The sequence below is a fragment of the Pseudarthrobacter sp. genome, from assembly GCF_036675385.1.
In the GTDB taxonomy this organism is placed as follows: domain Bacteria; phylum Actinomycetota; class Actinomycetes; order Actinomycetales; family Micrococcaceae; genus Arthrobacter.
The window spans coordinates 16,692-29,101 of sequence record NZ_JAKFFD010000086.1 but is presented as its reverse complement, the minus strand read 5'-3'; the positions used below and the strand labels follow the sequence as shown (position 1 = coordinate 29,101).

10 protein-coding genes are annotated in these 12,410 nt (G+C 66.6%); 2 read left to right on the top strand and 8 right to left on the bottom strand.

Annotated elements, in window-relative coordinates; all coding sequences use genetic code 11:
- Positions 1-1,223, top strand: a 1,223-nt coding sequence (locus V6M49_RS07085) for an NYN domain-containing protein (RefSeq protein WP_332760679.1), incomplete at its 5' end; no start/stop codon positions are given.
- Positions 1,224-1,279: 56 nt separating this feature from the next.
- Here V6M49_RS07085 and V6M49_RS07080 read toward each other — a convergent pair.
- The 7 genes from V6M49_RS07080 to V6M49_RS07050 all read right to left on the bottom strand — a co-directional run bounded on the left by V6M49_RS07080 (position 1,280) and on the right by V6M49_RS07050 (position 10,049).
- Positions 1,280-2,344 (bottom strand): amidohydrolase family protein, encoded by a 1,065-nt coding sequence (locus V6M49_RS07080; RefSeq protein WP_332760678.1) that lies wholly within the window; start codon positions 2,342-2,344, stop codon positions 1,280-1,282.
- A 12-nt stretch (positions 2,345-2,356) separates the two neighbouring features.
- Positions 2,357-3,283, bottom strand: coding sequence for a carbohydrate kinase family protein (locus tag V6M49_RS07075; protein WP_332760677.1), 927 nt, complete (start codon positions 3,281-3,283; stop codon positions 2,357-2,359).
- Entirely contained in the window at positions 3,280-4,806 is a 1,527-nt protein-coding gene (locus V6M49_RS07070; RefSeq protein WP_332760676.1) for a lyase family protein, read from the bottom strand. The genes V6M49_RS07075 and V6M49_RS07070 overlap by 4 nt, the downstream gene beginning before the upstream one ends.
- A 21-nt stretch (positions 4,807-4,827) precedes the next feature.
- Positions 4,828-6,579, bottom strand: coding sequence for an ABC transporter permease (locus V6M49_RS07065; protein WP_332760675.1), 1,752 nt, complete (start codon positions 6,577-6,579; stop codon positions 4,828-4,830).
- Complete coding sequence (locus tag V6M49_RS07060; protein WP_332760674.1) at positions 6,576-7,673, bottom strand: ABC transporter ATP-binding protein; 1,098 nt, start codon at positions 7,671-7,673, stop codon at positions 6,576-6,578. Before V6M49_RS07060 ends, V6M49_RS07065 begins: the two co-directional genes overlap by 4 nt.
- A gap of 85 nt (positions 7,674-7,758) precedes the next feature.
- Positions 7,759-8,835: an extracellular solute-binding protein gene (locus V6M49_RS07055; protein ID WP_332760673.1), complete on the bottom strand. Its 1,077-nt coding sequence runs from the start codon at positions 8,833-8,835 to the stop codon at positions 7,759-7,761.
- 59 nt (positions 8,836-8,894) lie between these two features.
- A complete protein-coding gene (locus tag V6M49_RS07050; RefSeq protein ID WP_332760672.1) occupies positions 8,895-10,049 on the bottom strand; it encodes an ROK family transcriptional regulator in 1,155 nt (384 codons plus the stop codon).
- Positions 10,050-10,204: 155 nt separating this feature from the next.
- Between V6M49_RS07050 and V6M49_RS07045 the strand changes: the two genes are divergently transcribed.
- On the top strand, positions 10,205-11,653 hold the full coding sequence (locus V6M49_RS07045; RefSeq protein ID WP_332760671.1) for an MFS transporter: 1,449 nt from the start codon (positions 10,205-10,207) through the stop codon (positions 11,651-11,653).
- A gap of 51 nt (positions 11,654-11,704) precedes the next feature.
- Here V6M49_RS07045 and V6M49_RS07040 read toward each other — a convergent pair whose 3' ends face one another.
- Positions 11,705-12,343: a GOLPH3/VPS74 family protein gene (locus V6M49_RS07040; RefSeq protein WP_332760670.1), complete on the bottom strand. Its 639-nt coding sequence runs from the start codon at positions 12,341-12,343 to the stop codon at positions 11,705-11,707.
- Positions 12,344-12,410: the final 67 nt, after the last annotated feature.

The following is a 12,410-nucleotide window of genomic DNA, read 5'->3' as shown; positions in this document are numbered from 1 at the left end:
TCTCCCCCTCCCGCAGGCCAGGCATCCGAGCTGCGATGTTTGTTGATTTCGACAACGTCTTCACCGGCCTGCAGGCACTGGATCCGCTGGCGGCGAAGCGCTTTGCCGAAGACCCGAAGCACTGGGCAGACGCCTTGTCAGCCGGCGGTTCCGGCGAGGACGCCCGCAGGTTCCTGATCCGCAACTGCTACCTGAATCCCGTGGTGTACTCGAAGTACCGGACCTACTGGACCCGCGCCGGCTTCCGCGTGATCGACTGTCCGTCGCTGACGCAGCGCGGCAAGAGCAGCACGGACATCAATCTGGTGCTCGACGCCATGGACGCGCTGTCCGGCAACGTTGGCATCGAAGAGTTCTTCATCGCCTCGGCCGATGCCGACTTCACGTCCCTGATCCAGCGGTTCCGGGCCGCTGACCGGATGACCACGGTCATCGCGGCCGGCGCCGTGGCCTTCGCGTACCGGGAGATGGCGGACCATGTGGTGGAATCCCACGACTTCGTCGCCATCCTCAACGGCTCAACGGTGGAACCGGTTCATGCAGTGGCGTCCGGGAAGCAACAGACTGTCCCCGCCGCAGCGAAGGCGAAGGCCAAGTCCGCCTCGCCCGCCATCCGTGAGGTCCTCGAGTTTGTCCGCGCCGCTCCGGGACCGGTAAACGGCGCGATGGTGGCCCACCGGGCGCTCACGGCAGAGCCATCCCTGAAGACGGACTGGGGCGGCTGGGGAAAGTTTGGGACGTGGGTGTCCCAGATCGGCCAGGGCGTCGAATATTCCCCGGCACAAGGTGGCTGGGTCTGGGACGCGAAGCGCTTCTCGAGCGAGGACCTGCCTGCGCCCGCGGACCTGCAGCCGGGCATCGAGGAACAGGTCACCAGGGTCACGGACGTGCCGGCCCTTTCCGCAGCCCAGTTCCGGCAGATGTTCCAGTCCATGGCAGCCAGGCTTCGTGAGCATCCGCTCAACCGCACCGAACTGTCCCGGCAGGTGAGGGACGACTGCGTCAACGCGGACCAGCCGGTCTCCCGCAACGCCGTGAGCTTTGTCCTTCAAGGCCTGGCCTACGTCAATTTCCCGCTCACCGACGAGGCGACGGCCGAAGGCCTCGCGGCAGCCTGGACCGCAAACGTCGAGGAACTCTGCCGCGTGGCTCTGCTGGAGTTCGACGCCGCGGAAAAGCTCGCCGTCCGCCGCTGGGCCAGCGGAGGACTCCTGGACAACTGAACAACGGGAGAAGCGGACGACGGCGGGACCTCCCGCCGTCGTCCGTTTCCGTTTTGTCAGGCGCCGGCGTGGGTCCCTGCGCCAGAGGACCCGGCTGAGGCGGGCCGCCAGCCGTCCAGCTTGAGGAGCCGCGCGGCATTTCCGCCGAAGATCTGCTGAATCCCGGCGGCGGGCATTCCCATTTCCCAGCAGATCCTGAGCTGGTCCACGAGGTACCGCCGCGCGAAACCACGCGGGAACCACGACGAGTCCGAGCCGAAGATGATGCGATCGGATCCCATGGTTTCGTAGAAACGGCGGAAAAGGTCCTCCAGGGTCAGCCGCTGCGCCATGTATCTGACCCATTGGTTGGAACCGGACGTATCCACCACCACGTTGGGGCAGGCCCACATCAGGAAGAGCACCTCCTGGACGTGCTGGATTCCGAAGTGCGGGATCACGAACGTGACCTCCGGGTATCTTTTGGCCGCGCGTTCGAGGCTCGCAGGGTTGCTGTACGCATTCTGCGCAATCCCGCCCGCCGATCCGCAGTGGCCGAAGTGGATCAGGACGGGGACGTTATGGCGGGACGCGACGTCCCACACGGCGTCTGCCGCCGGATCGTCCATCCGCGACGACGCCAGCGGCGCGAACAGTTTCAGGCCTCGGAGTCCCCGGGCCACTGCGTTTTCGAACTCCCGGGCAGCTCCCGGCGCGAACGGGTCAGCCATCGCGGCCAGGCCCAGGAACTTTCCGGCGCCGCGGGCAACCAGCTCCACCATCGCGTCGTTCCCGCCGGCGGTCACGAAGGAGGCGTGCTCGATCCCGTTGTCGGCCAGCTCCCTGGTCCAGCGGTCCGCTTCCGCTTCCCAGCCGGCGTCCGCCGACAACGGTTCGGGGTCGGCGAAGTCCCAGCTCCGGCGCCATTGGGCAGAGGTCCGGGCGACGGCGGCGGACCGGGCGGCCTGGCCGGCGTCGTATTCCTCGCAGCCGCTTCTGTCGTCGGCGCCGCCGTCCGGCCCGAACTGACCGCCCGCCAGGGAGCGGGTCAAGGGGTCGTGGGGCATCCGGAAATGCAGGTGGAAGTCGATGATGGAAAGCCCCTGGACGGTGGGGCGGCCATTAATAATGTCCGTTTGCACTGCGGTTCCCCTCTAGCTCAGTGTCGCGGTTGGAAGTACGACGGCGGCCCGGCGTTCCGGCGCGGTGGCCACCATTTCGGTGGCGTAGCCGACCCCGGATGCCAGGGCGTCCGGCCAGCCTGCGCCGCGTGCCGCCGACACGAGGAATGCCGCGTTGAACCCGTCCCCCGCCCCCGTTGAATCGACCACGTCAACGCGTGCCGCCGGCTGGGCGGACCATCCGCCGTCAGGGGAGGCCAGACCGGCGCCGCGGGCGCCCATCTTGACCGCAACGAGCGTATTCGTGGTCACGGACAACCGGCGGGCGGCCCGTTCGGTGTTCCCGTCATCCATGAGGCCGTGCAGTTCGTCGTCGTTGGGCAGGAAGATGTCCACCAGGGCAAGGGCGCTGAGCACTTCCTGCCGCGTGGCCGCGGTCCACCCCTCCGGCGGCCAGCCGGTGTCCAATACCGTCCGGGCGCCCGACAGTCCGGCCCGTCCGAACAGTTCCGCCGACGCGGGGCCGCGCATCCCGGGCAGCAGGAAGTAGCCGGCCAGGGCGACGTACCTGCTGGAAAGCATGTCTTCAGTGATGTCGTCAGGAGTCATCGACGCCATGGCGCCCAGGGAGGAAATGAAGGCACGGTCGCGCCCCGGAGCCTCCACGGCAACGGTGATGCCGCTGGGTTCACCCGGGGTCCGAAGCAGCCGCGCCTGGAGCGACGGCAGCCGGAGCTCCGCTTCCAGGACCATCACCGACGTGTCGTCGCCAACGCGGCTGACCAGGATGGTGGGGAAGTCCAGGCCGGCGCACCGGACAGCGAAGTTTCCCGCCGAGCCGCCCAGCCGGAGGGAAACCGAGGACACCACGCGCTCGGTTCCCGGCTCGGGCAGGTCCCGGGTGTCGGCCACCACAACATCGATATTCGTGTTCCCGATGATGGTGATTCCATCAGTCACCAATGGCCTCTTCCTGCGTCCGCGGCGGCTGCCACCAGCCGTTCCCTGGCCGAGTCAATCTGGCTCCGTCTGCGTTGGATGTCACGGCCGAAATCGTCTGCGCGCTGCCGTGACTCGGCGGCGTTGCGCCGCACGGCCTCGCTGCCGGGACTTCCGTCCTGCGTCCGGGCAAGGATCAGTCCCGGCTGCTGTCCGGCGCTCAACGTCGTGGCCACCAGCTCCTCTACGGCGTCGATGCCGGCGTCGATGCCGGCGTCCGCGAAGGCCTTCGCGACTCCGTCCGCGGTCCAGTCCGCCGGCGCGTCGGCGCGCACCAGCCTGCCGACGACGTCGTGGGCCGTCCGCCACGGGATGCCTCGCGCGGCGAGCGCCTCCGCAACGGCGGTGGTGGTGGCCCCGGAGGCGACGATTTCCGCACGGTCCGGCAACTGGAGCACCTTCAGGTCCAGCAGCAGCCCGTCCATCATCCGCATAAAACGGACCACGCGTTCCCCGGCGCGCCACAGGTGCTTTTGCACATCAGTGGTGGCGTTGTTGGAGTCCTCGTACCAGGCCGAGCCGATGTTCGCGTAGGTGGCTGCCATGTCCGCTGCGGTAACACCGGCCATGGACACCATGTGCTCCAGCACCACGGGGTTCTTCTTCTGCGGCATGATCGACGAGCCCTGGGTGTAGGCCGTTGGCGTTTCCACCCATTTGAAGGTCATCCACTCAAGCAGCACCCGGGCAAAGCGGGCGCCGGTGGCGGTGATCCGGGCCTGGACCGCGGCCAGCCGCATGAAGTGTTCCGCTCCCGCCACGGCCTCATAGCTGGAGGTGAAGCTGGAATCGAAGCCGGTCAGCTCGCCCACCATCAGCGGGTCGATCGGCAGGTCGGTGCCGGTGAACGCGGCCGATCCCAGCGGCGAAACGTTCAGCTCGTCGTAGATGCTGAGCATCTCCCTTGCCTGGCTGAGCATCGCTTCGGAGAGACCGGCGAGGACGTGGCCGATCGTCGTCGGCTGGGCGGGGCGGCGGTGGGTGAACCCGATGATCAGGCTGTCCGCGTTCGCTGCGGCCTGCACGGCCGCGTCGTTGGCTGCCTGGACCACCAGGGCGGCCTGGTCCAGCAGTTGGCGCCGCAGGACCATCCGGAACACGCCGGCGTCGAGATCGTTCCGGCTCCTGGCCAGCTGGACGTCGAGTTCGGAGGTTGGGATCCCGCACTCGGCGGCGAGTTGCTGCTCCAGGAAGTAATACGGATCCTCGACGCTGCCATCGAAAACGTAAGCCTGTTCGCCCGATTCGGTCCTGGCCCACAGGGTCAGCAACCCCTTCAGCAGGACTTCCCCCCGGCCACGCGGAAGGATGCCCTGCCGGGTCAGCATCAGGACGTGGGCCAGGCTTGCTTCGACCATGCCCGGGTAGATGTGCGGTGCTGCTTCATAGAAGGCGTCCCGCAGGTGGTTGTCCCAGTAGATGCTGAGGTTTTCCTGGTCCTTGAGGTCGGGGCGCGGCATGGACGGATCGGTGGGGGTGTTCATTCGTATCTCCGGTTCCATGGATCAGGTGGGTGTGGGGGCCATAACGGGACTAAGGGGCGCACCGGCGGGCTGCCCGCCCCGTGCCTTCCTGTCGCGGCGGGGTGTCTCCAGCCGCTGGGCGATGACCAACACGATGAGGATCAGCGCCATCTGAAGCGTGCCGTAGGCCGCGGCCGTGCCGAACTCGTTGGAGTAGATGCGGTTGTAAATCTCCACGGACAGCGGCGCAAAGCGGGCCGGGTAGACCACCACGGACGCCACGTACTCACCGAAGCCCTGGATAAACGCCATCAGCGCACCGGCCAGGATGCCGCGGGACATCAGGGGCACCGTCACGGTGCGTAGGGCACGCCAGGGACCCGCGCCAAGGTTCCGTGCTGCTTCCTCGACGCTGGGGTCGATCTGGGCCAGCGACGCGTTGGCGGAGCGGAACACCAGGGGCAGGAAGCGGACGAAATAGGCCACCGGGAGGATCCACAGGGATCCGATCAGCACCTGGCCGAGATTGAACGGGCCCGGGGTGGCGAAGGCCGTGACGATGTTGACGCCGATGACGGTGCCGGGGAGTGCCCACGGGAGCATCACCATCACATCAAGCAAACCCCTGCCCGGGCCTTTCCACCGGGTGACCACCCAGGCGGCAAGGACCCCGACCAGGATGCAGCCGATCATGGCCACGAAGGACATCTGGGCGCTGACCAGGATGGGGCGCAGCGTGACGGGGTCCGTGAAGATCCGGGCGAAGTTGTCCAGGGTGTAGTCCGGCGGCAGGATCTGCGTGGTCCACGACCCGTCCACGGTGAAGGACAGCAGGGCGATCGTGGCCGGCGGCGCCATCAGGAACAGGACCAGCAGCAACGATCCGACCCCGGCAAGGGTGCGGGGAAGCACACCGTGCAGGACCTTCACGGCCTGGGGCGTTCCCTTGGAGGAACCGCGGTGGAGGCGCCGGTTTTCGTACCAGCGCATGGCCAGCAGGAAGAAGATTGACACGACGGAGAGGACCACGGCCTGGGCCGCGGCGACATCGTACGCGCCGCTGGTTCGTGAGGCGACGATCTGCATGGTCAGGGTCTGCACGTTGTAGAACTGGGGCGCGGTGAAGGATGCCATCGAGACCATAAAGGTCAGCAGCGTTCCGGAAACCAGCGCCGGGGTGAGCATGGGCAGGAGGACCGTGCGCCACATGCGGAAGCGGCTCGCGCCCAGGTTGAGCGCCGCCTCTTCCATGGACGCGTCGGTTCCGGCCAGCGCCGAGGAGACGGCGAGGTAGAAATAGGGGTACATGGTCATGGTGTGGACCAGGAGCACGCCCCAGACGCCGTTGGCGGAGACGGCCGCGGCGTCGGCGCCGAAGTAGCGCTCCAGGAAGCGCGGAACAATGCCGCTTTCGGCGTACAGGAAGTAGAAGGACACGGCGCCGATCAGCGGAGGCAGCGCCATGGGCAGCAGCGCGAAGAGCCGCAGCACCCTGCGGCCCGGAAAATCAAAGCGCGACAGCAGGACGGCGAGCGCCGTGCCGAGTACACCGGTGGTCAGGACCGATCCCACCGAGATGCCCACCGAGAGTCCCAGCGCCGTGGCGGATGAGCCGTTGATGAATCCCTTGTAGGCGCTCCCTCCGCTCTCGGCGCTGGTGGTGGCGGTGGCCAGCATCGGCACCACGATGTACACCAGGAGCACCAGAACCACCGGGGCGGCGAGGAAGTAGACGAACCGGTCCGACGACGTCAGGGAGGACCGGTTCCGCAGCCTCGGAACGGTGACCGTCACGGCTCCACCAGCCACACGCGGTCCTGGTGCGGTGCCATCGATACGAGGTCCCCGGGTTCGGCGCGGTCCACGGTGTCCGGCGCCGAGACCACGATCTGCTCGCCGTGCCAGTCGATCTCGTAGATATTGACGGCGCCGGTGAACTCGGCGGTAAGGACCCTCCCGGCGAGTTGGCCCGCCGTCTCCTTCCCCGGGCTGACGGTGAGGCCGATGGATTCCGGCCGGAGCGACACCGCGGCCTTGTCCCCGGCGGAGACCCGGGCCGATATCGATCCCTCCACCCGGGGTGTCTTGAGAACGGTGCCGTCGGCCAGGCTGATGCTGACGGAGCCGCCGTCGGCGCCGCCGTCCACACCCAGCACGGTACAGGGCAGCACGTTGGAGCGGCCGATGAATCTGGCGACGAAGGCCGTGGCGGGGCGGTTGTAGACCTCGCGGGGTGACCCGACCTGGTGGAGCTCGCCTTCGTTAAGCACCGCCACGCGGTCGCTCATCGCCATTGCCTCGGCCTGGTCATGGGTGACGTAGAGGCACGTGGTGCCTGCCGCCTTCTGCGTGGACCTGATTTCGGTACGCGTTTCCTCGCGCAGCTTCGCGTCCAGGTTGGAGAGCGGCTCGTCCAGCAGCAGGGCCGCCGGGCGGATCACCAGGGCCCGGGCCAAAGCCACGCGCTGCTGCTGCCCGCCGGAAAGCATGTCGATCCGGCGGTCGCCGAACTCCTGGAGTCCCACCTGGGCGAGTGCCTCGTCGATCCGCCTGTTCTTGTCCTGCTTGGGCACGTTGCGCGCATTCAGGCCGTAGGCAACGTTTCCCCGGACGCTCATGTGCGGGAACAAGGCGTAGTTCTGGAAGACCATGCCGGTGTCCCGCTTGTTGGGTGCCGTGTTGGTGACGTCCTTGTCGCCGAAGTGGATGCTTCCGCTGGAAGGCTGGATGAATCCTGCCACCATCCGCAGCGTTGTTGACTTGCCACAGCCGGAAGGACCCAGCAGGGTGAAGAACTCGCCGTCCTCGATGGTGACCGTGAGGTTCGATACCGCCGGTTTGGCCCCCGGGTACTGCTTGCTGATGGCGTTGAGGAAGACGCGTGTCATGGCTGCTCCACAGGGGTGGTAGTTGTGTGTTGGCGGGGCGGCGTGTCCGGCGGGGCAGCCGGTGGCCGCCCCGCCGTGCGCGGTGCTATTTGTTGCCTTGGCCCTTGATGTTCGCGGCCCAGTAAGCGCTCCATTCGGGCTCGCTCTTGTTGACGCGTTCCCAGTTGACCTTCATTTCCTTCAGGTCCAGGTCGGCCAGCCAGGCCGGTTCCGTGGGCAGTGAGATCGTCGGGATCTGGAAGTACGTCTCGGACAGCTTGGTCTGTTCATCCTTGCTCATAAGGAAGGACAGGAAGGCGTCCGCTCCGGCCGGAGACGGTCCGTCCTTGATCTTTGCCACACCGTCAATAAGCATCGGCGCACCGGATGCAGGCACCACTGGAGTGAAGGGGGCCTTCTGGTTCTTGATCTGCAGCATGACATCCTGCAGGTTCCAGGCAGTCACGGCAGCTTCCTGGCGTGTGATCCTCAGGTAGAGGTCCGTCGGGTTGGCGGCGTAGACCTTGGTGTTGGCATCGAGTTTCTTGAGCCACTCGTAGCCTGCGTCGGGGCTGCCCGCGGCGTCGAATTGGCGGTCAATCATCGCCGCATAAATGCTGCGCATGGTGCCGGATGCCAGGACGTCGCGGATGGCGATCTTGTCCTTCATCGCGGGGCTGATGAGGTCGTCCCAGTCTTTGGGAGCCTGGTCGGCGGTGAGCATGTCCTTGTTGTAGAAGATGACCTCGGCCAGCTTCATCTCACCTACCCAGACACCGTCAGCGTCGCGCTGTCCGGAGGGGACGGCGTCGATAACGTCCTTCGGCGCAGGAGACAGGACCTGCTCGGCAGCGGCCTGCTGCATCTGCTGCTGAGTACCGCCCCACCAGATGTCGCCCTGCGGGTTGGACTTTTCGGCCTTGACGCGTTCCAGGGCCTCCTGGGCGCCCAGTGTCAGCAGTTGGACTTTGCCCGCGTATTTCGGGTTGGCCTTTTCGAAATCTGCTATCACCTCGGTAGCGAGGGCTTTGTCCCGTGCCGTGTAAATGGTCAGGGTCCCGGCGTCCTCGGCACCGGCCGACGTTCCGGAGGGCTTGGGAGAGTCGAGTCCGCAGGCAGACATTCCAAGCATGAGTGCGAGGCCGCCAGCTAGCAGCGCGGATCGCAATGGACGTAACGTCATTGGTTTCTCCTAGTACTTTGGTGTGGCTGATGGTTGGACAGAAAAACTTGGTGGTTCGCTCATCCGGCGACCTCGGTGAAGAGGGTCGCGGGGCTCTTCACCACCTTCGCGATGGCGCCATGCAGGATTGCCGCCTGTCCGAGCTCGGCGAAGACCACTTCGGTCAGGGACGGCGCTGACCTCTGGACCGTGCCGCGGAGCTTTTCCCGCGCATCGCGGGTCAGGAGGACCGCGTCGCCGGAGAAGATCACGCGTGCGGGGTTGACGACGCAAACGCAGATAATGGCGGCGAAAGCCCAGGCCTGAATAACGTCATCCAGCAGCCGGACAGCCGCCGGCGAATCGGCGCTGCAGAGGGATTCAACCACCGTTTCCTCAGCGAGCGACAGACCGAGCAGCGCGCCGGACTCGCGGATGCCGGCGGCGGTCCAGCGCCGTTCGTAGTCTCCGCGTTCCCCGCGCGGGCTGGCAGCCAAACCCTGCGGAAGGAAGCCGATTTCGCCTGCGGAACGGCTTGATCCCTCCAGGACCTCTCCGCCGGCGATGATCGTCGCCCCAATGCCTTCGGCAACATGGATCAGGACCAGGTCCTCCACGCCGTTGCCCGCGCCGTCCACCCGCTCCCCCAGGGCGATGAGGTTGACGTCATTTTCCACCGTGGTGCGGAGCCCTGTTGTGGCTTCGAGTTCGTCCACGAGGCGGAGGTGGGCTACGGGGCCGAAGGCGGGCGCCAGGGCCACGGAACCGTCGGAGGCGACGACGCCGGGCAGGGCCACCACCACGTGAACGGGCGGAATCACCGCCCGGCGGTGGAGTGACATCACAGTGCTCGCCGTGCTGCCCACCGGGTCCGCAGGATCGAAATCCTGTTCAGCGGCATCCAGGCGGTTGCCGTCCAGGTCCACCAGGGCGCACCAGATCCGGGTGCCCCGGAGACCGACGACGGCGATGGTCACCGAGGAGCGGTTGAGCTCGATCAGCGTCCGTCGCCGGCCGCCGGTCGATTCCTGTTGCCCCACAACCCGCAGGTAGCCGGCGTCGCTGAGGTCCTGCACGATGCCCGTGACCGTGGAGGGGCTGTAACCGGTCCGGTGCGCCAGGTCTGTCCGGGCCAGGGGACCTGCCTCCAGCAGGGTGCTGAAGATAGCGCTGACCCGGATTCTGCGCAGCGCATCCCTCCCCGTCGGGGCGTCGCGCTGTGATCCAGGTAACATACTTACTTTATACGGCGAATAAAGTAAGAGTGCAAGGGGTGGGCGGCGGACGACGGCGGGACGTCCCGCCGTCGTTCGCTTGCGTAGGTGCCCGCGCCGAAAGTACACCGCCGTGACCGTGTCCACGAGCGTCGGTTGTCAGTAAACTGGGACGCATGACCGAGCACGAACCGGCCCCCGCCGGCGTCGCAGCGGCTGCAGGCTTGGCCGATTCCGACGCCATCGACACGTCCTTACGCACTCCGGCGCAGCGTTCCCGCACGTTCGCGGGGATCCTGGTGAACACCGCCCTCGCCAACATCACCACCAGCTACCTGTGGTTCGCCCTGACGTTCTGGGTGTATCTGGAGACGCGGAACGTGATCGCCACCGGGGTGATCGGCGGCGCGTACATGCTGTTGATCGCCGTTTCCAGCATCAGCTTCGGCACCTTCGTGGACCGCTACCGGAAGCTGGCCGTGATGCGCTTCGCCGCCGGTTTCACGCTGGTGATGTTCGTGCTGTCCGGGGTCATGTTCCTGCTGACACCAGCCGCCAGCATGCTGGACCTGACACAGCCATGGTTCTGGATCTTCGCCGTGATCATCCTGGTCGGTGCGGTGGTGGAGAACATGCGCAACGTCGCCCTCTCCACCGTTGTCACCATCCTCATCGACCCGGACCGGCGGGCCAACGCCAACGGGCTGGTGGGCATGGTGCAAGGGCTGGCATTCATCGTCACCTCCGTGCTCTCAGGGCTGTCGGTGGGATTGCTTGGCATGGGGTGGACGATCGTCGTCGCTTTGGTGCTGACGGCCCTGGCCTTCGCGCACTTACTCACGCTGCGCATGCCCGAGGAAGTGCGGGTGGCCGCCACGGACGCCCACGGCACGTTCGACCTGCGCGGATCCCTCGCCGCAGTGCTGGCGATTGCCGGGCTGTTCGCGCTGATCCTGTTCTCCACGTTCAACAACTTCATCGGCGGCGTCTACATGGCGCTGATGGATCCGTACGGCCTGGAGATGTTCCCGGTGGAACTGTGGGGAACCGTCTTCGCAGTCGGCGCCACCGGGTTCATCCTGGGTGGCGCGGTGATCGGCAAGTTCGGGCTCGGGTCCAACCCGTTGCGCACCATGCTCATCGCGGTGATCCTGATGGGGGTCCTCGGTGCGGTGTTCACGGTGCGGGAGTGGGCGTGGCTCTACATCGCCGGCATCTGGCTGTACATGGTCCTGATCCCCTTCGTGGAGGCCGCCGAACAGACGGTCATCCAGCGGGTGGTGCCGTTGCCGCGGCAGGGCCGGGTGTTCGGATTCGCCATGGCGTTCGAGTCCGCGGCAGCGCCGATCACCGCGTTCCTCATCGCGCCGATCGCCCAGGTCTGGATCATCCCGTACGCTCGGTCCACGGAGGGCGCTGCCCAGCTGGCTCCGCTGCTCGGCGAGGGCGTCTCCCGCGGCATCGCCCTGGTGTTCCTGGTGGCCGGGATCATCATGATCGTGGCCGCGTTGCTGGCCTTCCTGACCCCGGTCTACCGCCGGGTCTCGGCGACGTATGCGCAGGCAGCTGCCGAGGCGCCGGAGACGGCGGCGGACAAGACTGAAGCGCCCCCTGCGGCTGAGTAGGAACTTACAGAAACCGGACGACGGCGGGACCTCCCGCCGTCGTCCGCTTTCCTACGTTGCGGCTTCCGCCTCCGCCAGCCTGATCATGCGGAGCTCGCCGGCCACCGCGCGGGACGGCCAATAGTCATTCGCCAGTTCCCTCGCATGGCCCTGATCCGCTGCCGGGAAGATTTTCCCGAGCAGCTCCGCCGAGTAGAGCAGCGCGGTCAGTGCGGTGGTACGCGGATCGGAGGCTCCACCCCTGAGCGCGGCCTCGACCCCTTTCAACAGCGCTGCCTCAGGAGCGTGGTTCTTCTCCGGGTACCGCGTGGTCCTGAACAGGCCAAGGTGCCGTTCGCCCACGTGGTCCACGATGCCCAGCGCCGCCATCCCCTCATAGACACGGTGCAGCTCGGCGCGGCTCTCCAGCATCGAGACCCACCGTTTGGGAGTGTGCGGTCGCGACGTATCCCGGATGAGTTCCAGTTGCTGCTGGAAATCCGTTTGCGGGGTGGCGCCGGTAGCCCTGACATGCTTCCCCTGCAGCTCGATGGCGCCGAGCAGGTCCAGCTCGGCCAGGATCGCCCCGGACAAAGCGGCCTTGAGCACAACATGCGGAACGGCGGGCTCGCCGTCCTTGTCGTTGGTTGCCAGCAGGAGCAGGGCCTGGGGAATGTTCAGCTCTTCCGCCCTGGGAATTTCAGCGTTCATACGATCAGGGTGGACCCGACCGGGCGCCCACCACAACGGTGTTTTGCTGGCACTAACACTCAACGCG

Coding starts and splice junctions, on each gene's coding strand:
- V6M49_RS07070 (WP_332760676.1), bottom strand. CDS start 4,806: ATGAACACCCCCACCGATCCGTCCATGCCGCGCCCCGACCTCAAGGAC.
- V6M49_RS07060 (WP_332760674.1), bottom strand. CDS start 7,673: ATGACACGCGTCTTCCTCAACGCCATCAGCAAGCAGTACCCGGGGGCC.
- V6M49_RS07055 (WP_332760673.1), bottom strand. CDS start 8,835: ATGACGTTACGTCCATTGCGATCCGCGCTGCTAGCTGGCGGCCTCGCA.
- V6M49_RS07050 (WP_332760672.1), bottom strand. CDS start 10,049: ATGTTACCTGGATCACAGCGCGACGCCCCGACGGGGAGGGATGCGCTG.
- V6M49_RS07045 (WP_332760671.1), top strand. CDS start 10,205: ATGACCGAGCACGAACCGGCCCCCGCCGGCGTCGCAGCGGCTGCAGGC.
- V6M49_RS07040 (WP_332760670.1), bottom strand. CDS start 12,343: ATGAACGCTGAAATTCCCAGGGCGGAAGAGCTGAACATTCCCCAGGCC.